General features: G+C 75.1%; 15 protein-coding genes. 6 read left to right on the forward strand and 9 right to left on the reverse strand.

Annotated features, from left to right (window positions below; translation table 11 throughout):
* Positions 1-467 precede the first annotated feature (467 nt).
* Together M1O15_RS28915 and ptsP are read left to right on the forward strand one after the other, a co-directional pair.
* A complete protein-coding gene (locus M1O15_RS28915) occupies positions 468-917 on the forward strand; it encodes a PTS sugar transporter subunit IIA (protein WP_248637172.1) in 450 nt (149 codons plus the stop codon).
* Between the two features lie 135 nt (positions 918-1052).
* Positions 1053-2723, forward strand: a complete 1671-nt coding sequence (ptsP, locus tag M1O15_RS28920) for a phosphoenolpyruvate--protein phosphotransferase (protein WP_248637173.1) — start codon at positions 1053-1055, stop codon at positions 2721-2723.
* A gap of 136 nt (positions 2724-2859) precedes the next feature.
* Here ptsP and M1O15_RS28925 read toward each other — a convergent pair whose 3' ends face one another.
* Positions 2860-3762: a DUF8829 domain-containing protein gene (locus tag M1O15_RS28925; RefSeq protein ID WP_248637174.1), complete on the reverse strand. Its 903-nt coding sequence runs from the start codon at positions 3760-3762 to the stop codon at positions 2860-2862.
* Positions 3763-3905: 143 nt separating this feature from the next.
* Positions 3906-5891 carry an acetoacetate--CoA ligase gene (locus tag M1O15_RS28930; protein WP_248637175.1) on the reverse strand — a complete coding sequence of 662 codons (1986 nt, stop codon included), beginning with the start codon at positions 5889-5891 and terminating at the stop codon, positions 3906-3908.
* 294 nt (positions 5892-6185) lie between these two features.
* On the opposite strand from M1O15_RS28930, the gene M1O15_RS28935 reads away from it, so the two are divergent.
* On the forward strand, positions 6186-6698 hold the full coding sequence (locus M1O15_RS28935; protein WP_248637176.1) for a GNAT family N-acetyltransferase: 513 nt from the start codon (positions 6186-6188) through the stop codon (positions 6696-6698).
* A 31-nt stretch (positions 6699-6729) separates the two neighbouring features.
* Here M1O15_RS28935 and M1O15_RS28940 read toward each other — a convergent pair whose 3' ends face one another.
* Positions 6730-7320: an NUDIX domain-containing protein gene (locus M1O15_RS28940; protein WP_248637177.1), complete on the reverse strand. Its 591-nt coding sequence runs from the start codon at positions 7318-7320 to the stop codon at positions 6730-6732.
* 52 nt (positions 7321-7372) lie between these two features.
* On the opposite strand from M1O15_RS28940, the gene M1O15_RS28945 reads away from it, so the two are divergent.
* Positions 7373-8227 carry a M15 family metallopeptidase gene (locus tag M1O15_RS28945; protein WP_372499613.1) on the forward strand — a complete coding sequence of 285 codons (855 nt, stop codon included), beginning with the start codon at positions 7373-7375 and terminating at the stop codon, positions 8225-8227.
* Positions 8228-8245: 18 nt separating this feature from the next.
* On the forward strand, positions 8246-8623 hold the full coding sequence (locus tag M1O15_RS28950; RefSeq protein WP_248637178.1) for an Mpo1-like protein: 378 nt from the start codon (positions 8246-8248) through the stop codon (positions 8621-8623).
* A 62-nt stretch (positions 8624-8685) separates the two neighbouring features.
* Here M1O15_RS28950 and M1O15_RS28955 read toward each other — a convergent pair whose 3' ends face one another.
* The 4 genes from M1O15_RS28955 to M1O15_RS28970 all read right to left on the reverse strand — a co-directional run bounded on the left by M1O15_RS28955 (position 8686) and on the right by M1O15_RS28970 (position 13712).
* Positions 8686-9318, reverse strand: coding sequence for a GTP-binding protein (locus M1O15_RS28955; protein ID WP_248637179.1), 633 nt, complete (start codon positions 9316-9318; stop codon positions 8686-8688).
* The gene (locus M1O15_RS28960; RefSeq protein WP_248637211.1) at positions 9299-9721 is read right to left on the reverse strand and encodes a DUF742 domain-containing protein; all 423 of its coding nucleotides are present in this window, start codon (positions 9719-9721) and stop codon (positions 9299-9301) included. Before M1O15_RS28960 ends, M1O15_RS28955 begins: the two co-directional genes overlap by 20 nt.
* A 476-nt stretch (positions 9722-10197) precedes the next feature.
* Positions 10198-10632 (reverse strand): roadblock/LC7 domain-containing protein, encoded by a 435-nt coding sequence (locus M1O15_RS28965; protein WP_248637180.1) that lies wholly within the window; start codon positions 10630-10632, stop codon positions 10198-10200.
* A complete protein-coding gene (locus tag M1O15_RS28970; protein WP_248637181.1) occupies positions 10629-13712 on the reverse strand; it encodes a nitrate- and nitrite sensing domain-containing protein in 3084 nt (1027 codons plus the stop codon). The genes M1O15_RS28965 and M1O15_RS28970 overlap by 4 nt, the downstream gene beginning before the upstream one ends.
* A 584-nt stretch (positions 13713-14296) precedes the next feature.
* Between M1O15_RS28970 and M1O15_RS28975 the strand changes: the two genes are divergently transcribed.
* Positions 14297-14734 (forward strand): hypothetical protein, encoded by a 438-nt coding sequence (locus M1O15_RS28975; RefSeq protein ID WP_248637182.1) that lies wholly within the window; start codon positions 14297-14299, stop codon positions 14732-14734.
* A 22-nt stretch (positions 14735-14756) separates the two neighbouring features.
* Here the strand turns inward: M1O15_RS28975 and M1O15_RS28980 are convergent, their stop codons facing one another.
* Together M1O15_RS28980 and M1O15_RS28985 are read right to left on the reverse strand one after the other, a co-directional pair.
* Positions 14757-19463, reverse strand: coding sequence for a hypothetical protein (locus M1O15_RS28980; RefSeq protein ID WP_248637183.1), 4707 nt, complete (start codon positions 19461-19463; stop codon positions 14757-14759).
* Between the two features lie 56 nt (positions 19464-19519).
* On the reverse strand, positions 19520-20422 hold the full coding sequence (locus M1O15_RS28985) for a hypothetical protein (RefSeq protein ID WP_248637184.1): 903 nt from the start codon (positions 20420-20422) through the stop codon (positions 19520-19522).
* Positions 20423-20704: the final 282 nt, after the last annotated feature.

Below are 20704 nucleotides of genomic sequence, written 5' to 3' on the forward strand. Positions count from 1 at the left end.
CGGGCACTTCCCTTCGGTACTTCGTGTTTCCAGCTTAGCAGATCCGTTTTCCGTTTCTGCTACCCGCTGGAGCGGGCTGCCGATTTCAGTTCCGGCGCTTTTCGCGCTTTTCCCTTGCGGCGGTTCAAACCATATCAGCCTTTTGTCTTCCCGATGACCACCCCATCCGATCGACGTCCGGGCACACGGATGCCCCCGGAGGTGTAGACCAGTGGTGTAGACCAGTTAGAGTTCTGGCTCGACAGGCGCTGTCGGCTCCGTCACGTACCCGTGGCGTGCCCAAGCAGGGGTACGACAGTACCGGCAGCCGGTAGTTGAGGCAAATCGTTTCCGGTGGTCCCTAGGCCCCGCCAACTCGGATCTTTCAGGCGGAACCGGGACTACCCATGACATACGCTTCACAGCAGTACGCCGCCGGGACAGGCAATGGCGGCGCCGACCGAATCTCCACCCCCTGGGAGGCCCCCATGACCACCGTGACGTCGCCGCTGGCAGGCAACGCCATCGGACTCGCCGCCGTACCTGACCCGGTCTTCTCCGGGGCCATGGTCGGACCGGGCACCGCGATCGACCCCGTGCGCGAGCCCTCGGAGGCCGTGGCTCCGGTGGACGGTGTCGTCGTCTCCCTCCACCCGCACGCCTTCGTCGTGGTGGACGACGAGGGGCACGGCGTCCTCACCCACCTCGGTATCGACACCGTGCAGCTCAACGGCGAGGGCTTCGAGCTCCTGGTGAGCAAGGGCGACAACGTGACACGCGGCCAGGCGATCGTGCGGTGGAACCCGGCCGCCGTCGAGGAGGCCGGCAAGTCCGCGATCTGCCCCGTGGTGGCGCTGGAGGCGACGGCCGGCTCCCTCGGCGGCCTGGTCGAGAAGGGCGACGTCAAGACGGGCGACCGCCTCTTCGACTGGCAGTGACGCCGCCCCGCCGCTCCGGGGAGTAAGCAGAGGAGCGGCGGTGGGTCGCCGTGGAACGGGCCTGCGGCGTGGGACACGGGCGTGACAGGACACAGCGGGGCGGCCGGGGCCGCCGTTGAATCGGAGACAGGTGTAATGGAGACAACGCTTCGAGGCGTCGGTGTGAGCCACGGTGTGGCGATCGGCGAGGTTCGGCACATGGGCACGGCGGTCCTGGAGCCGCCCGCCAAGCAGATCGCGGCCGGAGAGGCCGAGCGCGAGCAGGGGCGCGCCCGCCAGGCCGTGGAGGCGGTGGCGGCCGATCTGATCGCGCGCGGCAACCTGGCCGGCGGCGAGGCGCAGCATGTGCTCGAAGCGCAGGCCATGATGGCGCAGGATCCCGAGCTGATGGCCGATGTGGAGCGTCGTATCGCGGTCGGGAGTACGGCGGAGCGCGGGGTGTACGACGCCTTCGCCGCGTACCGGGCGCTGCTGGCCGGGGCGGGCGAGTACCTGGCCGGCCGGGTCGCCGACCTGGACGATGTGCGCAACCGGATCGTGGCGCGGCTGCTGGGTGTGCCGATGCCGGGTGTGCCGGACAGCGACGAGCCCTATGTACTGATCGCCCGTGACCTGGCTCCGGCGGACACGGCTCTGCTGGACCCTGCGCTGGTGCTCGGCTTCGTGACCGAGGAGGGCGGCCCGACCAGCCACAGCGCGATCCTGGCACGGGCGCTCGGGGTGCCGGCCGTGGTGGCGCTGCCGGGCGCCGGCGAGCTGGCCGAGGGCACCGTGGTCGCGGTGGACGGCAGCACGGGTGAGGTCTTCGTGGAGCCGGGCGAGGAGCGCCGAGCGGCCCTGGAGCAGTCGGCGGCCGAGCGCAAGGCCGCGCTGACGGCGACGACCGGGCCGGGGGCGACCTCGGACGGGCACAGGGTGCCGCTGCTGGCGAACGTGGGCGGTCCGGCGGATGTCGCCGCCGCGGTGGAGGCGGGCGCCGAGGGTGTGGGGCTGTTCCGCACCGAGTTCCTCTTCCTGGACGACTCCTCGCAGGCCCCGTCGGAGGCCAAGCAGATCGAGGCGTACCGCGCGGTGCTGGAGGCCTTCTCGGAGAGCCGGGTGGTGGTGCGGGTGCTGGACGCCGGGGCGGACAAGCCGCTGGACTTCCTGACGCCGGCGGACGAGCCGAACCCGGCGCTGGGTGTGCGGGGTCTGCGCTCGCTGCTGGACCACCCGGAGGTGCTGCGCACCCAGCTGACGGCGCTGTCCAAGGCGGCCGAGGGCCTTCCGGTGTTCCTGGAGGTCATGGCCCCGATGGTGGCGGACCGCACGGACGCCCGGGCGTTCGCGGAGGCCTGCCGGGAGGCGGGTCTGACGGCGAAGTTCGGTGCGATGGTGGAGATTCCGTCGGCGGCGCTGCGGGCGCGGTCGATCCTCCAGGAGGTGGAGTTCCTGTCGCTGGGCACCAACGACCTGGCGCAGTACACCTTCGCGGCGGACCGGCAGGTCGGCGCGGTGTCCCGATTGCAGGACCCGTGGCAGCCCGCGCTGCTCGACCTGGTCGCGGCGTCCGCGGAGGCGGCCCGGGCCGAGGGCAAGAGCTGCGGGGTGTGCGGCGAGGCCGCGTCCGATCCGCTGCTGGCGTGTGTGCTGACGGGTCTGGGTGTCACCTCCCTGTCGATGGGTGCGGCGTCGATTCCGTATGTGCGGGCGACGCTGGCGAAGCACACGCTCGCCCAGTGCGAGCGGGCCGCCGCCGCAGCGCGGGCCGCGGACTCCGCCGAGGAGGCGCGGCTGGCCGCGCAGGCGGTGCTCTCCGGCGAGTAGCCGGGTGAGGCCGCCTGCCGGGGCCGCTGCCGACGGCAGGTCGGCAGCGGATCGGTATGAGGGTGATGAGGGGCTCTTCCGCGGGTGCGGGAGGGCCCCTCGGCCGTGCCGCTGCGGGGAAGCGGCGCCGGGTGGGTCAGGGGTGGGCGGGCCAGGGGTCGTCGGGGATCACCGGGAATCCGGGCCGGTAGTCGACGGATGACTCGGGTGGGATGGGTTCACCGGTGTCGGCGTCGGTGCAGTAGGCGTTGAACACCTCGGCGGCGGTGAGGGGGTGAAGCGTCCCGCGGTCGAGCCGCCAGCCGTGGACGCGGTCGGGTTGCTCCGGGGTGCTGGTGCGCAGGACGACCCCGCCGGCGATCTCCAGGGCGATGCCGACGGCGAGGACGGCGGTGAAGCGGGCACCTTCGGCGGTGTCGTGGGCGGGTGGGCCGGCCGGTGGGTGCTCGGTGTGCAGGGCGGCGAGGAGTTGTTCGTCGGCGGGGACGCTGCAGACGAGGTGGTGGACGCCCGGGCCCGCCCCGTCGAGGAGGAGTCCCAGGAGCCGGCCGGCCTGGTCGAAGGCGGCGTCTCCGATGTCCTGGCCGCAGTCGGCGCAGGTGCCGAGGCCGGTGAGCAGGGTGGTGGCGTACTCCCAGGTGGCGCGGCGGACGGCGGTGTCGACGAGGAGGGGGACGAGCCGGTCCATGGGCTGGCCGGTGTAGGGGATGTGCGGTCCGGTGGCGGCGAGTTGCGCGGTGTAGCGGCTGCGGCCGGTGGCGGTGTCCGGGTCGAGTCCGGCGCGTGCGCAGTAGTCGGCGTAGTCCTCGGGGTCGAAGAGGGCGACGGTGGTGTGCCCGCCGCGGGCGGCGAGGTGCTGGAGCAGGCGCTCGATCTGCCGCAGGTAGCTCTGGTGGTCGCGGAAGACGAAGGTGCGGTAGCGGCGCATCGCGTCGAAGTCCGCGGGGTCGGTGAGGAGGCCGACGGTGGTCGAGACCTCACGGTGGAGCGCCTTGCGCTGGGCGGTGGTGGTGCGGTCGGTGCGGTCGGTGTGTGCCATGGTTCCCCCTTGTTCCACTCTGATTACGGAGAGTAGTTGGAGGGTCTGACAACGGGGTGCGGCGTACGGAGGCGGGGACGGCCGCGCCGGCTCCCCGGTGGTGTGGTGGTGTCGGGGAGCCGGCGCGGGTGGGGCGGCGGAGGTCAGGCGGTGCGCTGGGCGCGCTCGCGGGCCAGGTTCTCGTAGAAGCGGAGCAGGTCGAGGTTGTCGACGGAGCCGGGGTTGACGGCCTTGGTGAGGTCGGTGCCCTGGAGGAGGCGCTTGACCGGGACCTCGATGCGCTTGCCGGTGAGGGTGTGCGGGACGCCGGGGACCGCGATGATCTCGTCCGGGACGTGGCGCGGGGAGAGTTCGGCGCGGATGGTCTGCTTGATGCGGCCGATCAGCTCGTCGTCGAGGGTGGCGCCTTCGGCGAGGTGGACGAAGAGCGGCATCCAGTAGCCGCCGCCGGGCTCCTCCAGGCCGATGACCAGGGACTCGCGGATCTCCGGGAGCCGTTCGACGGCCTCGTAGATGTCGGCGCTGCCCATGCGCACGCCCTGGCGGTTGAGGGTGGAGTCGGAGCGGCCGTGGATGACGACGGAGCCGCGGTCGGTGAGGGTGATCCAGTCGCCGTGCCGCCAGACGCCGGGGTACATGTCGAAGTAGCTGTCGTGGTAGCGGCTGCCGTCGGGGTCGTTCCAGAACCGGATCGGCATCGAGGGCATGGGGTTGGTGACGACGAGTTCGCCGACCTCGCCGGTGACGGGCTTGCCCTCGGGGTCCCAGGCCTGGAGGTCGGTGCCCAGACAGGCGGCCTGGAGTTCGCCGATGTGCACGGGGAGGGTGGGGACGGCTCCGGCGAAGCAGCTGCACACATCGGTGCCGCCGCTGACGGAGGCGATCCACAGGTCGTCGGCGACCTCGTCGTGGAGCCACTGGAAGCCGTCGGGCGGCAGGGGCGAGCCGGTGGTGGCGACGCAGGCGATGCGGGAGAGGTCGAAGCCGCGGGCGGGGTGCACTCCGGCCTTGCGGCAGGCCATGACGTACGCGGCGGAGGTGCCGTACAGGGTGGCGCCGGTCAGTTCGGCGACCCGCCACTGGGCGCCGGTGTCGGGGTAGCCGGGGCTGCCGTCGTAGAGGACCACGGTGGTGCCGGTGAGCAGGCCGGAGACGAGGAAGTTCCACATCATCCAGCCGGTGGAGGTGTACCAGAAGAAGCGGTCCTCCGGGCCGAGGTCGCAGTGCAGGGCGAGCTGCTTGACGTGTTCCAGCAGGATGCCGCCCTGGGACTGGACGATCGCCTTGGGCAGCCCGGTGGTGCCGGAGGAGTAGAGGACCCACAGGGGGTGGTCGAAGGGGACCTGCTCGAAGACCGGTTCGTCGTCGCCGGCGGTCAGGGCGGACCAGTCGAGGGCGCCGTCGGGGGTGGCGGTCCCGAGCAGCGGGATGTGAACGACGGCACGCAGGGTGGGCAGTTCGCGGCGGAGTTCGGCGACGGTGTCGCGGCGGTCGTGCTCCTTGCCGCCGTAGCGATAGCCGTCCACGGTGAACAGCACGACGGGCTCGACCTGCTGGAAGCGGTCCAGGACGCTGCGGGCGCCGAAGTCGGGGGCGCAGGAGGTCCATACGGCGCCGACGGCGGCGGTGGCCAGCAGCGCGGTGGCGGCCTCGGGGATGTTGGGCAGATAGCCGCTGATCCGGTCGCCGGGGCGTACGCCGAGGGCGCGCAGTCGCGCCGCGAGCGACCCCACCTGGCGGCGCAGCTCGGCCCAGGCGATGGGGGTGACCTCGTGGGTCTCGTCCACGTAGAGGAGGGCGGGCGCGTCGGGGCGGTCGGCGGCGTGGCGCAGGGCGTGCTCGGCGTAGTTGAGGGTGGCGCCGGGGAACCACTGGGCGCCGGGCATGGTCCGGTCGCCGAGGACCCGCTCGGGGGGCGTGCTGAAGCGGATGCCGGCCCAGTCGGCGAGTGCCTGCCAGAAGGTGTCCAGGTGCTCGACCGACCAGCGGTGCAGCGCGGGGTAGCCGCCCTCGGCCGGAGCGCCGTGGCGGGCGGCCGCCCAGTCCTGGAACCGGGTGACCGCGGCGGCGGCGATCCGCTCCTGGTCCGGCTGCCAGAGCGGCTTGGGCTGGGCGTGCTCAGTGGTCATGGGGCTGCTCCCTGGCCGTGCGTACGGCGTCGGCGGTCCGTGCGGTAGCGGTCCTGGCGGTACGCGGTGTGCGGTGTCGTCCCGGTGGTGCGGGGGGTGTGCGGGTGGGGCGCGCGCCGTCGCGGGGGTGGGTGCGGGACGCGGCTGACTGGGACGATGCCATGTGATCGTCCCCCGCACCAGGGCTGCCGGTGGGTGGCGGGTGGGCCGGTGGGGACCGGAGCCGACCGGGACTGTCAGTGGTGCGCTGCATGATGGGGAGCGTCCTGGTGGTGTGTGAGAGGGGGGTGGCCTGTGCTGCTGCGTGATGTGGTGCCGGGCGATGTCGACGCCTACGTCCGGATGCGCTGCGATCCGGTCATGATGGCGTGCCTGGGCGGGCCGCTGCCGGCCGAGGAGATGGCGGAGAAGGTCCGGCGGGACGCCCGGGACGCCGCGGCGGACCGGTCGTGGATCAAGATGATCGTCCCGGACCCGGCGGTGCCGGAGGTGGTGGCGGGGCAGGTGACCATCTGGTCGCACGACGACGGGGAGGAGGGCCCGCTCTCCGAGGCGGGGTGGATGGTCCTGCCGGAGTACCAGGGGCGCGGTGTGGCGAAGCGGGCCGTGCGGGCGCTGCTGCAGCGGGCGCACAAGGACGGCCGCTGGGGGGTGGTGCACGCGTTCCCCGCGACGGACAACGGGGCGTCGAACGGGATATGCCGGTCCGTCGGCTTCCGTCTGCTCGGTGAGGTCGAGGTGGACTTCCGGGACCGGAAGCTGCGGAGCAACCACTGGGCGATCGACCCGGGCGCCGACCTGGGCTGACGGCCCGCGCCCGGGTCCGCGCCGGGGGCGGTCAGGGCCTGGCGTACCGGCCGGCGAAGTAGCGGGCCACCGCCTCGGTGTGCAGGGGGAAGGCGAGTTCGGCGGGTGTGTACAGGAGGTGGTGGCCGGTGGTCTCGTCGGTGGGCGCGGAGGGCGGCAGCGCGGCGGCCGGGCGCTCGGGGAGCAGGCCGAAGACCAGCAGATGGCCGCCGGGGGAGCTCAGGGCGTCGGCGAGCCGCACCTCCCCCGCGTCCGCCTCGATACCGGTCTCCTCCCGCAGTTCCCGTACGACGGCGTCCCGCCAGTCCTCCGCCTGGTCGATGAAGCCGCCGGGCAGGGCGATGCCCCCGAGGGCCGGTTCGATGGTCCGGGTGATGACCACCAGCCCGGTGCCGTCCGGTCCGGTGGCCGGGAGCAGGGCGATGGCGACCGGCAGCGGGTTGCGGTAGGCGGCCGCGCCGCAGCGGGGGCAGATCCGGGGCCAGCCCGCGCCGGGTGCGTAGGGTGCGCCGCAGTGCGAGCAGTGCGAGTCCTTGGCGCCCACCCGGGTGCGATCGGATGCCTGGTCGGCGACCTGGTCGGCGGGGCGGGCGGTGGGCGGCTGTGCCGCGGTGTCCGTCATCCGCCGGACTGTATCGCCACGGGGCTGTAGCGCTCAGGGAGAGGTGGTGGGTGTGGGACGGCTGTGGGGCAGTCGACGCGGGCTGGTGGCGGGTGCCGCGGTGCTGGCGGTGTCGGTGCTCGCGCCGGCGGGGGCCCTCGGGGCGGAGGCCGGGGCCGGTACGGGGGTGGGGCCGCGTACCGAGATCGGGCACCGGGCGGAGGCCGCGCCGGACGGGTTCACCGCGCTGCGGGCGGTGGATCCGACGGTCCGGCAGGACATCCGGTACGCCGGATCGCACTCCTTCGTGGGCGCTCCGGTGGACGGCTACCGGCGGCCGGTCTGCCTGCTGACCCGGCCCGCCGCGCAGGCGCTGCGCGGGGCGCAGCGGAGGCTGCTGCGGGCGGGCTACTCGCTGAAGGTGTACGACTGCTACCGGCCGCAGCGGGCCGTGGACCACTTCGTCCGGTGGGCGAGGGACCCGGCGGACCAGCGGACCAAGGGGGAGTTCTACCCGCGGGTGGCGAAGTCCCGTCTGTTCGCGGACGGGTACATCGCCGAGCGGTCCGGCCACAGCCGCGGCTCCACGGTGGACGTGACCCTGGTGCGGCTGCCCGCCGCCCGGCCCGGACCACCGGTGCCGGGCAAGCCCGGGGCGCCCTGTCACGCGCCGGTCGGGGAGCGGGCGCCGGACGGTTCGGTGGACATGGGCACCGCCTTCGACTGCTTCGACCCGCTGTCCCGGACGGCCGATCCACGCATCGGCCCGGTGCAGCGGGCGAACCGCCGGCTGCTGGTGGAGGCGCTGGAGGCGCAGGGGTTCGTCAACCTGCCCCAGGAGTGGTGGCACTTCACCTTCGCGCCGGAGCCCTACCCGGGGACCGTCTTCGACTTCCCGGTGTCCGAGCGCTCCCTGCGGAGGCGGTGAGGGGCTACGGTCGGCCGCATGGAGGAACAGCGAATGGAGCAACAGCGGCGGGAACAGCGACCGTTCGCCTCGTACGAGGAGTTCTGGCCGTACTACGTGGCGATGCACTCCCGGGCGGCGACGCGGTGGGTGCATCTGGCAGGGACCCTGACGGGTCTGGCGGTCAGCGCCTACGGGCTGGCGCGCGGACGGCCCCGGTATCTGGCGGCGCTGCCGCTGATCGGGTACGGCACGGCCTGGCCGGCGCACTTCCTGATCGAGGGCAACAACCCGGCCACCTTCGGGCACCCGGCCTGGTCGCTGCGGGGTGACGCGCAGATGATCCGGATGATGCTGACGGGGCGGGACGGCGAGCTGGCCGAGACCGCGGCCAAGTGGCTGGCGGAGAACGGCTGACCGGAGCGGAGGGGGCACCGCGGCCGGCCCCCGGCACCCCTCCTGGGGCGCGGGGGCCGCTGTCAGGTGGCGGCCGAGGCGCGGTCGGCGGTGGTGGGCGGGGTGGCGAGGGTCAGTGCGTGCTCGACCACGGTCGCCAGCACCTCCTTGACCGAGTCGCGCAGCCGCGCGTCGCACAGCAGCAGCGGCACCTCGGGGTCCAGGTCCAGCGCGGTCCGTACCGTACCGGCCGGATAGCGGGCCGAGCCCTCGAAGCAGTTGACCGCCACGGCGAAGGGGATCCCGCGCCGCTCGAAGTAGTCGATGGCGGCGAAGCTGTCCTCCAGCCGGCGGGTGTCGGCCAGCACCACGGCGCCCAGAGCGCCCTGCGCCAGCTCGTCCCAGAGGAACCAGAAGCGGTCCTGGCCCGGGGTGCCGAACAGATAGAGCACCAGGTCCTCGCGGAGGGTGATCCGGCCGAAGTCCATCGCCACGGTGGTGGTGGTCTTGGCTTCCACCCCGGTGATGTCGTCCACCGGCCGCCCCGCCTCGCTGAGCGTCTCCTCGGTGCGCAGCGGACGGATCTCGCTGACGGCTCCGACCAGGGTGGTCTTGCCCACCCCGAAGCCGCCGGCGACGAGGATCTTGAGCGTCACCGGCTCGACCGGCGGCCTGCGGGGGCCGGCGGTGGCCGTCTTAGAGCGCCCGAAGGCCATTGATCACCTCTTGCAGAATGCTCACGTCCGGCAGCTCGGCCGGCGGGACGGGACGGGTCACATGGACGAGCGCCTCCTCGACGAGGTCGCCGATGAGCACCCGGACCACCCCGACGGGGAGGTCGAGTCCGGCGGCGAGTTCGGCGATGGACTGCGGCAGTTCGACGCAGCGTTCGACGATCTCCACATGTTCCGGTGACAGGGTCTGGTCGCGGCCGGGGTCGTCGGCGGCGGGTTCGGGGACGACGATGGCGATCAGGTCGAGCCGGTGGCGGGTGGCGGTGCTGGTGCGGCCGCGGGTCATGGCGTACGGGCGGACCACGGGCCCCGCCTCGGCGTCGAACCAGTGGGAGGGGTGGCGTGACCGCCGGTCGCCGTGGCCGGGTCCGGACGGTTCGTCCAGGCCTGCCCCGTCCCTCCGGGGGTGCCCGGTGGCCCCGTACCCGGGTTCGTGTCCGGGGCCGTGCCCGTCCGCGATCCGTTCGCGGGAGGTCCCGTACCCCTGACCGGTCCAGGGGCCGGGCGTACCCTCCCCGGACCACGGTCCCGGGCTGCCGTCCCCGGTGGACGGCCCGCCGGGGACGGGGCCGGACCAAGGGGCGGCCGGCACCCCGGTCGGCACACCGGGCGGCGCACCGGCCGATGGGCCGGCCGGCCGGTCGGGCCCGAAGTGGCCGCCGGAGCGGCCGTCGTGGTCGGGGCCGGCCGTCCAGGGCTCGCCGGGGGCGGGTGCCGCCCAGGGGACGCCGGCGGTGGTGGAGCCGTCCGCTTCCCGGGCCTCGGCGGGGTCGCCGGCCACGGGCGGGTCGCCTGGGATGCCGGATGGCGGCGTGCCGTCGTGGGGCGCCGCCCCGCTGGAGTCGCTCATGACATCCCCACTCACCCTCCGGCGTGCTGACCGGCCCGCGGTGCCGTCGCCAGGTGGGCGCCCACCCGCTTGACCATGAGCGTCATCTCGTACGCCACCAGCCCGACGTCCGAGTCGGCGTCCGCCAGCACGGCGAGACAGCTGCCGTCGCCGGCGGCGGTGACGAAGAGGAAGGCCTCCTCCAGTTCCACCACGGTCTGCCGGACGCGGCCCGCGTCGAAGTGGCGGCCCACACCCTTGGCGAGGCTGTGGAAGCCGGAGGCGACGGCCGCCATGTGCTCCCCGTCTTCGCGCGAGAGGTCCTTGGAGGCCCCGGTCGGCAGGCCGTCGCTGGAGAGCACCAGGGCCTTGCGGATGGAGGAGACCCGGTCGACCAGCTCGTCCAGGAGCCAGTTGAGCTCCCCGGTCGAGCCGGCTGAGTTCGCTGCTGCGTGCGGTGCGGTCATCGACCGTTCCCCTCCGATGTGTTTCCTGGTGCTGTCGTTCCCGGTGCGGTCCCGTCGGGGCCGGTGGCCCCGGTACGGGCGGGGTCGGCCGGGTCCGCCGGGTCGGCGGCGTGCTGCCGCCGGCCGCGCTGCCAGCCGCGCTGCATGGCGGCCATCCGGCTGCGGACCTCCTCGGCGTCCCGTTCGAAGTCGTCGTCCGCGCCGGCCGCCGGTCCGCTCGCGGCGGGCCGTGCGCCGGCCGCCGGGGTCTGGCGGAGCTGGGGGGCCAGGTTGGCCTGGCGTACCCGGCGGGGCAGTCCGGCGAGGAAGGCGCCGTCCTCGGACGGGCTCTGCTCGCCCGGTGGCTGCTCGCGGGGTGCCGGGGGCGCGGCCGGGCCGGAGGCGTCCGCGTCCCGGTGGTGGGGCCACCGGTGCGGGTCGGTGGCGTCCTCGCCGTGCCCCCGGCGGGCGTGCTCGCCGGGGCCGGCACCGTACGGGGTGCCGGCGGAGTGGTCCGCGCCGGGGGCGGGGCGGCTGCGGCCGTCGAGTCGGCGGCCGTGGTCCGCGACCAGCACCGGCGCGATCCGGGGCGGCAGCGCGTCCGGGTCCGCCGCGTGCGGCGCGGGGTGCTCGTCGGCCGCCTGCTGGTGCTGGTCGTCGTCCCCGGTCGGCCGGCCCGGTACGGGGCGCAGCTGGGGCCGCCCGCGGTACGGGGCCTCGGGCGGGCCGCCGGCCTCGGTGCGGATACGGGGGGTGGGGCCGTCGCCGGGATCGCCCGCGCGGTACCGGGGGGACGGGCCCTCGACCCGGCCGTCGGGGGCCGGCCGGCCCGTAGCGAAGGGTTCGGTTCCGGACAGGCCGGTGGAGCCGCGCGGGGGCTGGGAGTGGGCGGCGGGGCCGTGCGGCGGCTCGGGGCGGTCGTCGGGACCGAGGGAGCCGACCGGGGCGTCGAGTTCGACGGGGCCGTCCAGGACCGGCGGGGCGTGGTGCCCGGTGCGGCCGGAGGGCAGCTGGGAGAGCGCGGTGCGGCGGGGCAGCAGGTCGCCGTTGGCCGCACGGAACTCGCCGCGACCCGGGCGGGCCCCGGCGCCGGCCCGCTCGGCGGTCCGGCCGCCGGGCAGCGGGTCGGGGGCGGTGAGCCGGTCGTCGGCCTCCGTCCGGCGGGAGCCGGTGCGGTCCAGGCGGAAGCCGGTGCCCTCGGTGTCGGGCGCGTCGGTGAGCAGGGCGGCGGGCAGGAAGACGATCGCGGTCATCCCCCCGTACGGGGAGGGTTGCAGCGACACCCGGACGTTCTGGCGCTGGGCGAGGCGGCTGACGACGAAGAGGCCGAGCCGGTCGGTGTCGGAGAGCTCGAACTCGGGGGTCTCGGCGAGGCGGAGGTTGGCGTCGAGCATCGCCTCGGGCGGCATGCCCAGGCCCCGGTCGTGGATCTCCAGGGTGAAGCCGTTGGCCACGCGCTCGCCGTGCACCTGGACGCCGGTGTGCGGCGGGGAGAACACCGTGGCGTTCTCCAGCAGTTCGGCCAGGAGGTGGGTCAGGTCGGCGACGGCGGGGCCGCCGACGCCGATCCGCGGCAGCCTGCGCACCTCGATGCGCTCGTAGTCCTCGACCTCGGCGACCGCGGCCCGGACCACGTCCATCAGCTGGACCGGCTTGCGCCACTGGCGCGAGGGGGCCGAGCCGGAGAGGATCACCAGGCCCTCGGCGTGGCGGCGCATCCGGGTGGTGAGGTGGTCGATGCGGAACAGGTCGGCCAGTTCGGCGGTGTCCTCGGTGCGCCGCTCCATGGCGTCGAGCAGGGTGAGCTGGCGGTGCAGCAGCACCTGGTTGCGGCGGGCCAGGTTGACGAAGACCTCGGAGACCCCGCGGCGCATGTCGGCCTGCTTGACGGCGGCCTCGACGGCGGCCCGCTGGAGGGTGTTGAGGGCCTGGCCGACCTGGCCGATCTCGTCGCGGTCGTAGCTGAGGTGCGGGACCTCGGTCTCCACGTCCACGTGCTCACCGGCGGCGAGCCGGCGCATCACGCTGGGCAGCCGGACTCCGGAGACCTCCTGGGCCTCCTTGCGCAGGGTCCGCAGGTCGCGGACGAGCGAGCGGCCGACGCGGACCGAGACGATCAGGGAGGCGAGCAGGGCGACGAAGCCGAGGACACCGGCGACCCCGGCCTTGATCAGGACGTTGCGGGCCGCGGGTTCGACCCGCGCGCGGTAGCGCTCGCCGGCCGCGGTGTTCTCGGTGGCGAGCCGGTCGAGGACCGGGGTGGCGAGTTCCTGCCAGCGTCCCGCGGTGAGGGTGGACCGGGCCTTGTCGGGTCCGGGGCCCAGCAGGGCGTTCTCGGCCTCCCGCAGCGGTCCGGTGTCGGGCCCGCCCCAGTAGGCGCGGAGCACCTGCCGTTCGGAGGAGGGGAGCTGTTCCAGGCTGAGCTCGTACAGCAGCTTGCGCTGGGCGACCAGGTCGGAGACGGCGCGCAGTTCGGCGGGGGTGGTGCGCTCGCTGAGCAGGGAGGAGGCCACCAGGGCGTCCTCGCGGGCCAGGAGCTCGCGGGCGCGGACGACGCCGACCAGGCCACGGGCCTGCTGCTCCAGTTCGACGTCCTCCAGGGCGGTCAGGCCGGCGAGGAAGCCGTAGCAGGGGTCGATGAGCCGGTTGTAGAACTGCAGCGCCTGGAGCCGGCCGACGGCCCGGTTGTCCACGCTGCGGCGCAGGGCGGTGATCTCGTCCAGGGCGGTGAGCAGGGCGTCCAGCCGGCGGGCCGGGCGTCCGTCCAGGGTGTCGGCGACACCGGCGTCCCGGGCGTTGGTACGGATACGGGCGATCCCGCGGTCGGTGGCGGCGCGCTCGGCGCGGAGCCTGGGCAGCGCCTCGGCTCCCCGCGGGTCGGCCAGGTAGACCAGGGTCTGGCGGCGCTCGTCCTGGATGTCCCGGACGGTGGCCTCCAGCGGGTAGCCGATCTTGTCGACGACATGGCCGACGTCGAGCAGCTGGTCGGCCTGGCGGGCGGTCAGCATGGTGGAGAAGGCCCAGAGGCCGGTGAGCGATACCAGGGGAACGAGGAGCAACGCCACGATCTTCCTGCGGATCGACTTCCCGCGAAAGCGCATGGCCTCCCCCACTCGCACCCGTGCAGTCGTTCTGGCGACCCATCAGGAGTCACCCGTACGGGTGTTGACATCAACGCAGCAGCAGCAAACGGCGCGAGCCTACTACCGCGGTGGTGATATCCCGAAGAGATGACCGGACCTTTTTCGGACGCCCTTCTGGAACGCGATCACGAGTTGTCCTGGTATTCGGCGAGTTGACGGGTCCGGGCGGGCGTGCCCGTACCCGGCGGGTCGTCACTTCTTGGACATGCGCGGGTTGGCTGGAACTGTCCGCTGAGGGGTGCGCGATGTGAGCGTTCCGGCGCCTCGGCGGTCCGCTCCGTCCGGGTTGCCGGGAATCATCGCCGCCGTTCGGACGTCCTACCCTGCGGGGGTCCCGCGAGCCCCCGCGAGGGTGCTGGTCCCGGGGGGCGCCGGAGACTTTCCCAGGAGCCGCCGGGAGGCCTTTCCCCGGTGCCGGTGGGGCCGTTCCCCGGGGCTGCCGGGGAGCGCCGGGGAGCGAAACGGCTCAAATCCGGGGCGTGAAACGGCTCAAGAGGGGCAGCCACCCTCTCAGACGGTCGGCGGTGGGGAGTGACGGTTCGATGGATACGGCTCGGCAGGAACTGTGGGTGGAGGAGCCCGTGGGACGGCGGCGGATGCCGGACCCGGTGCGGACGGCCGCCGTCCGCGCGGTCCTCATCACCGCGCTGACGCTGGCGCAGGCCACGGCGGCGTTCTTCCTCTCGGTCACCGGCTCGTGGCTGGCCTTCCCGATGGTGCTCGGCAGTGTCGCCAGCACGGTGGCGGCGACCTGGTCGGTGCTGGACGTGTGGGTCACCCGGCAGGTGTGGAACCAGCGCCACGGCGTGGTGTCGGCGCCCAGCAGCACGGCCCGTGCGCTGCGCCGCGAGCGCCGCCATGCCCGGCACGCCGAACGCACCGGGGCGCGGGACGCGGAGCGCATACGCGACCGGATGCGGGAGACGGACCGCGCCCGCGGGGCCCGCGGCTCCGGCGGGGGCCGGCTCTCCCAGGCCTGAAGCCCGGGCGCCGGCCTCGCGGCTACGGCCGCGGTGCGTCCACCGGTCCGCCCACCGGTGCCGCCGTCCCGGCCTCCCCGGGTGCGGTCGCCTGCTCCTGCGGGGACCGGCGGAACATCCGGGTCGCGGTGATCTCGCCGTGCACGGCCGGCTCCCCCTCGTTCCGCTGCTGGGGCAGTCCGGGCCGCAGATGCTCCTCGACGCTGATGTACTTCAGCCCGGCCCGCAGGTCGGCGTCGTTGCGCAGCCGGATGACCAGCGGGAACTCCGCCAGCGCCGTGGTGTCGAACAGCCCGGTGGTGTAGAGCAGCTGGACGCCGAGGGCGTCGGAGACCGCGCGCTGGAGCTCCAGCAGATAGGTGGCGTTGGCCCGGCCGATCGGGTTGTCCAGGAAGAGGGTGCCGGCGTGCCGGTGCTTGTCCCGGCCGCGGTCGTTGCTGCGCAGGGCGGCCATGGTGCAGTACAGCGCGATGGCGGCGGTGAGCAGCTGGCCGCCGGAGAAGACGTCGCCCATCTGCCCGACCGGCACCCGCTCGGCGCGCAGCACCGCGTCCGGCTTGAGGATCTCCACCGCGACGCCCTTGGGCTGGAGGGCGGCCTGCACCCCGCGCAGCAGCAGGGACATGCCGTCCCGGCGCAGGTCGGAGTTCTTCCTCACCGCGGCGCGGGTGGCCTCGTCGATGACCTCGCCGAGCCGTTCGACCAGGGTGGCCTGGTCCGGTTCGTCGAAGCGGATCCGCAGGAACTCCTGCCCGGACCACTCCCCCAGGCCCTCGGGGAGGCGGGAGAGGCGCTGGGCGGAGCGCAGGGTGGCGAGGGCGGACTCCACCAGTCCGCGCAGCCGGTCCACGATGGAGTCGCGGTTGCGCTCCAGCTGGGCCAGTTCGTCGGTGAGCACCCGCAGCCGGGGGGCGAAGGCCTCGGCCCACTTGGCGGCGTGCTCGGGCAGCGCGGCGGCGGGCAGTTCGCGGATCTGCTGGCGGGCGGGGGTGCGGACCTGCTCGTAGCGGGTGGAGTTGGCGTGCCGGACGAGGATGTCGCAGGCCTCGCGTACGGCGGCGTCGGCGGCGGAGAGGTCGGCGGCGCAGCCGCGCAGCGAGCGGCGGGCCTCGGCGGCGGACTGCCGGGCCTCCTCCAGGGTGCCGGGGTGCGGCTCGGGTGCCTCGGTGTCCTCGTCGGCGGGGTCGCGCAGCTGGTCGCGGAGGAGGGCGGCGGTCTCGTCGAAGCCGCCGGCGGCGTCCTCGGAGGCCCGGTGGCCCTGGAGCAGCCGGGCGTGCGTGGTGCGGGCGGTCTCCAGAGCCTCGGTGCGGACGGCCAGCTCGGTGGTGGCGGTGCGCAGCAGGGTCTGGGCCTGCTCGGCGTCGGCGGGGTGCAGCTCCTCGGGGAGCTCGGTGTGCGCCCCGCCGTCCTCGGGGGCGAGCCGTTCGGCCTCGCCGCGCAGCCGGCCGAGCTTCTCGCTGGCCTCGGAGGTGCGTGACTCCAGCAGCTGGACCAGGGCCTCGGCGCGGGCGGCGGCGGCCTGGCGGGAGGGGCCGTCGGCGCCGTCGGGGCTCTGCAGCAGCTGGGCGGCGCGGGTGCGGACCTTGTTGGTGAGCCGGTCCAGCTCGGCGAGGGCGGCGCTCTCGTCGCTCTCGGCGCGGGCCTGTTCGGCGCGCAGGTCGGCGCCGACGCCCACCTTCTCGTACAGCTGGGAGGCGGCGCGGTAGGCCTCCCGGAGCGCGGCGAGCGGCACGTGGGGGGTCTCGCCGTCCTCCTCGGGGAGGTTCTCCGGGGCGCCGGCGATCTCGGCGCGCTCGGCACGCAGGGCGCGGGCGGTGCGGTGGGCGTCGTCGGCGCCGCGCTGGGCGGCGCGGCGGTCCTGGTCGGCGGCGCGGGCCCGCTCCAGGCAGGTCTCGGCCCTGGCCTCGTACTCGGCGGCCTCGTCGGCCAGTTCCCGCAGCCGGGCCTGCCAGCCGGAGCGCTCGCGCAGCCGGTGGGCGAGCCCGGCGAGGGCGTCGGCGGTGCGGCGGGCCCGCTGGGCGGCCTCCTGGCGCTCGTCGCGGACCCGGGCGGTGTCGGCGGCGGCCTCGTCGGCCTCGGCGCGGATCGCGCGGGACTCGGCGAGGGCGGTCTCGGCCGCCTCGGCGGCCTCCCGGGCGGCGGCCGCGCCTTCGGCCAGCTCGGCGAGCATCCCGGGCGGGCAGTCGGCGCGCCAGGAGCCGATCCGGGCGGCCAGCGAGCGGTCACCGGCGAGCCGGGCGGCGAGCGCGCGGATCTCCTCGTCGCGGGCGGCGGCCCGGTCGCGCAGCGCCTGGCGCTCCTCGTCGGCGGCGTTCTCGTCGTGCATGGCCGGGTTGGGCGGGACCAGGAACACATCGCCGTCGGCGGCGGTGTCCCGGCCGGGCACCGGGGCGAGCAGAGCGGCGGCGGTGCCGACGGCGACGGCGGAGCGGGGCAGCAGGGCGGCGCCGGCCAGGGCCTCGCGGGCCCGGGCGTACGAGACGGGGTCGGTGATCACCACACCGTCGACCAGCTCGGGGCGGGCGGAGAGCACCGCGGCATGGTCGGCCGGGTCCACGGACTGGGCGAGGTAGCGCCAGCCGGGCAGGGCCGGGATGCCGTGCTCGCCCAGGAACTCGACGGTGGCCAGCACATCGGGGCCGGGCGGCAGCAGTCCGCCGTCGCCGAGGGCGCCGAGGATGCGGGAGTCGTCGGCGGCGGCGGTGCGCAGCTCGAACAGCTTGCGCTCGGCGGAGGCGACGCCCTCGTCGAGGAGCTCGCGCAGCTCGTCGGCGTACCGGTCGAGCTCCTCGGCGGTCAGCGCGCCCACCGGACGCGGGGCGGTGGCCTCGGGCGCGGCATCGCCGCCCCGGCGCTGGCCGGGCACCCCGGGGGCCGGGCGGTCCTCGGGGAGGCCGAGGAGCTCGGCGAGGCGCGGTTCGGCGGCGATCGCCTCGGCGGCGCGCCGCTCGGCCTGGTAGGAGCGGTCGGCGGCCTGGGCGGCGGCGTCGGCGCGGGCGGCGGTGAGCTCGGCGCGGGACTCGGCGGTGCCGGCCTCGCGGGCCCGGTCGGCGGCGGTGCGGGCCCGCTCCCGGGCCGCGTCCCAGGCGGCGACGGCTGTCTTCTCGGCGTCGCTGGCGGCGAGCGCGGCGCGGGCCGGGTCGGCGTCGGGGGCGGTGTCGTCCAGCCAGCCGGCCCGTACCGCCTCGGCGGTCTCCTGCTCGACCTCGGCGAGCCGCTGGCGCAGGTGCCCGGCCTCGCTGCGGGCGCGCTGGGCCTCGGTGGCGGCGGTGGTGGCGTCGCGGTGCGCGGTCTCGCCGGCCTCCTGGAGTGCGGCGGAGCGCTCCTCCTGCTCGTCGGCGTGGCGCTCGCCGTCCTCGGCCGCGGCGGCGAGGGCCCGGACCAGGTCGGCGGCGGCCTTGGCGCGGGCGGCGAGGGCGGGCGCGGCGTCCCGCTCGGCCTCCCGGATGGCGGCGGCGACCCGGGCGGAGCGGTCGGCGGCGGCCCGGTGCCGCAGTACGGCCTCGGCGGCCTGCCAGGCGGAGTGCAGGGTGCGGGCGTCGATCAGTTCGCGGCGCTGGGCGGCGGCGCTCTTCTCGGCGGCGGCCAGCGCCAGCGAGGCGTGCCGGTAGGCCAGCTCGCTGGTGATCAGGGAGCCGTCGGCGCGGGCCCGCTCGGCCTCGGTGACGGTGTGCGCGGCGGCGGTGACCTGCCTCGCCAGCTCGGCGGCGCGGACGCGCTCCTCGGTGGCGCGCCGGGAGAGCCGGCGGGCGAGGCGGCGGGTGCGGCGCTCGGCGCCGGCGTGGATGTCGCGGGCGCGGGCGCGGGTGCCGGCGGCCTCGGTGATCCGGCCGAGCAGGTCGACCGAGCCGGCGGTGAAGTCGCGTTCGGCGGTGAGTTCGGCGCGGCGGCCGAGCTTGTTGCCGAAGCCGGAGACCAGGTCGGCGAGGCCGTCGGTGTCCCGGGTGTCGGTGACGGCGCGCAGCAGCAGATCGGTGAAGTCGGAGTCCTTCTTGACCGCGAAGAGCCCGGCGGCCTCGCCCTCGTCGGCGTTCATCTCGCGCTGGTAGCGGAAGAGTTCGGGGTCGAGGCCGAGGTCGCCGAGGTGCTCGTTCCAGCGGTCGTGGATCTCCTCCCAGTACACCTCCAGGTGCGGGTAGGCCTTACCGGCCTCGGTGAGCGCGTCGCGGAAGCCCTTCATGGTGCGGCGGCGGCCCTGGGCACCGGAGGCGCCCTCGACGGGCGGGCGGACGGCGGTGGACTCGGCGACCGGCAGCGAGTCCAGTCCCAGGCCGGGCCCCGGGCGGAAGGAGTACCAGGCCTCGGCGAACTTGCGCGGGTCGTTGGAGACCTGCCGGCCGCGCCACTCGCTGGCCTTGCCGACGACGACCAGCTCGCCGGTGAGGGTGTGCTGCCACTCCAGGGCGACATGGCCGCAGTCGTCGGCGAGCAGGAACTTGCGCAGCACCCCGGAGCTGGCGCCGCCGAGGGTGTTGCGGTGGCCGGGGAGCATGACGGAGAAGATCAGCTTCAGCAGTACGGACTTGCCGCCGCCGTTCTCCAGGAAGAGCACGCCCGCGGGGGCGGGGCGGCGCGGCGGCCCGACCGGCTCCTCCTCGAAGAACTCCGCCTGGGTGGGGGCGGGGTGGGGCACGGGCGCGCCCACTCCGCGCAGGTCCAGCACGGTGTCGGCGTAACGCGCACCGGCGGGCCCGATGGAGTAGAGGCGTACCCGGGACAGCTCGTACATGTGGCGGACTTCCAGTCGTCGTTCAGCGGTTGCGCGGTGGGGGCGGGGAGAGGGCCTCAGCCGTGGAAGGGCAGTCCGGCGTCGGCGACCAGCTCGGCGTCCTCGCCCTCGGGCGGGAGGAGGGTGGCGGTGCCGTCGCCGACCGGGACGACGCCCAGGTCGAGCAGCTCGGCCATGGCGGCGCTGCCGGCCATGTCGCGGACCTGGAGCTGGTAGCGGGCGGTGGTGCGGTAGGAGCCGCCGCCCTCGTCCCCGGTGCGCTGGAGGAAGCCGGAGTCGGTGAGGAAGGCGACGGCCTTGCCGATGATGCCGGTGGTGGAACCGGCGAGCCGGCGGGCGTCCTTGGTGACCCCGGTGGAGCTCCGCCGGTGGTAGACACGCCAGGCGGCTTCCAGCCCGGGGGCGTCGGTGGCGGGGTCGGTGTTCTCCCCCTGCTCCTCGGCGCGCTCCTCCAGCCGTCGGCAGGCCTGCCGGACGAAGGCCTCCACGCCGTTGACGGTGATGCGGCCGATGTAGCCGTCGTCGGCCAGGTCCTCCGGGCGGGGGAAGGCCATGGCGGCGACGGCCAGATGGGCCAGGCCGTGCAGGAAGCGGTCGGCGGAGTCGGTGGCGGCGCGGCGGGCGTAGTCGCCCATGCGGACGGCGAAGACGGAGTCCTCGGAGGCGGTGACGGCCATCCCGGCGCGCGGCGAGACCTCCAGGACGATCAGCCCCAGGCCGGTGGCGACGGCGTCGGCGAGGCGGGCGAAGGCGGGCTCCTCGCGGTAGCGGCGGAGCAGGTCGGCGTACTCGGCGTCCCGGGCGGGCAGCAGCTTGGGCTGCAGCCCGAAGGAGACCAGCCGCGCGGCGTCGGCGGCATCGGCCGGGGTGACACCGCCCTGCCCGGCGGCCGGGGCGTGCTGCGCCACGGCCTCGGGCTCGCTCCACGCGTCGGCGGGCTCGGCGTGGTGGTCGCTCACGGCTGGGGCTCCTTGCTGGGGACGGGCTGGGGTACGGCGGCGGCTGGGGCACGGGGCGGGGTGGCGGCTGTACGAGGTGGGGTGGCGGGCGTACGGCACGGGGTGGTGGTACGGGTCGGGGCGGGGGCCTGGCGGCGGGTGCGGGCGGCGGGTGGCGTGGCCGGGGCGGGTGCGGCGGCCCCGCGTGGGCCAGGGGCACCAGGGCAGCGGGCGGGGACGGCCCGGGCGTCGGCGGCGGAGGCGGGGCGGGCGACGGGTGTACGGCCTCGGGGCCGGGCGGTG

This window comes from Streptomyces lichenis, assembly GCF_023218175.1.
GTDB classification, from domain to species: domain Bacteria; phylum Actinomycetota; class Actinomycetes; order Streptomycetales; family Streptomycetaceae; genus Streptomyces; species Streptomyces lichenis.

Excerpts from the sequence above, each read along its gene's own strand:
- M1O15_RS28915 (WP_248637172.1), top strand. The coding sequence starts at position 468 with ATGACCACCGTGACGTCGCCGCTGGCAGGCAACGCCATCGGACTCGCC.
- ptsP (WP_248637173.1), top strand. The coding sequence starts at position 1,053 with ATGGAGACAACGCTTCGAGGCGTCGGTGTGAGCCACGGTGTGGCGATC.
- M1O15_RS28925 (WP_248637174.1), bottom strand. The coding sequence starts at position 3,762 with ATGGCACACACCGACCGCACCGACCGCACCACCACCGCCCAGCGCAAG.
- M1O15_RS28930 (WP_248637175.1), bottom strand. The coding sequence starts at position 5,891 with ATGACCACTGAGCACGCCCAGCCCAAGCCGCTCTGGCAGCCGGACCAG.
- M1O15_RS28940 (WP_248637177.1), bottom strand. The coding sequence starts at position 7,320 with ATGACGGACACCGCGGCACAGCCGCCCACCGCCCGCCCCGCCGACCAG.
- M1O15_RS28950 (WP_248637178.1), top strand. The coding sequence starts at position 8,246 with ATGGAGGAACAGCGAATGGAGCAACAGCGGCGGGAACAGCGACCGTTC.
- M1O15_RS28955 (WP_248637179.1), bottom strand. The coding sequence starts at position 9,318 with ATGGCCTTCGGGCGCTCTAAGACGGCCACCGCCGGCCCCCGCAGGCCG.
- M1O15_RS28965 (WP_248637180.1), bottom strand. The coding sequence starts at position 10,632 with ATGACCGCACCGCACGCAGCAGCGAACTCAGCCGGCTCGACCGGGGAG.
- M1O15_RS28970 (WP_248637181.1), bottom strand. The coding sequence starts at position 13,712 with ATGCGCTTTCGCGGGAAGTCGATCCGCAGGAAGATCGTGGCGTTGCTC.
- M1O15_RS28975 (WP_248637182.1), top strand. The coding sequence starts at position 14,297 with ATGGATACGGCTCGGCAGGAACTGTGGGTGGAGGAGCCCGTGGGACGG.
- M1O15_RS28980 (WP_248637183.1), bottom strand. The coding sequence starts at position 19,463 with ATGTACGAGCTGTCCCGGGTACGCCTCTACTCCATCGGGCCCGCCGGT.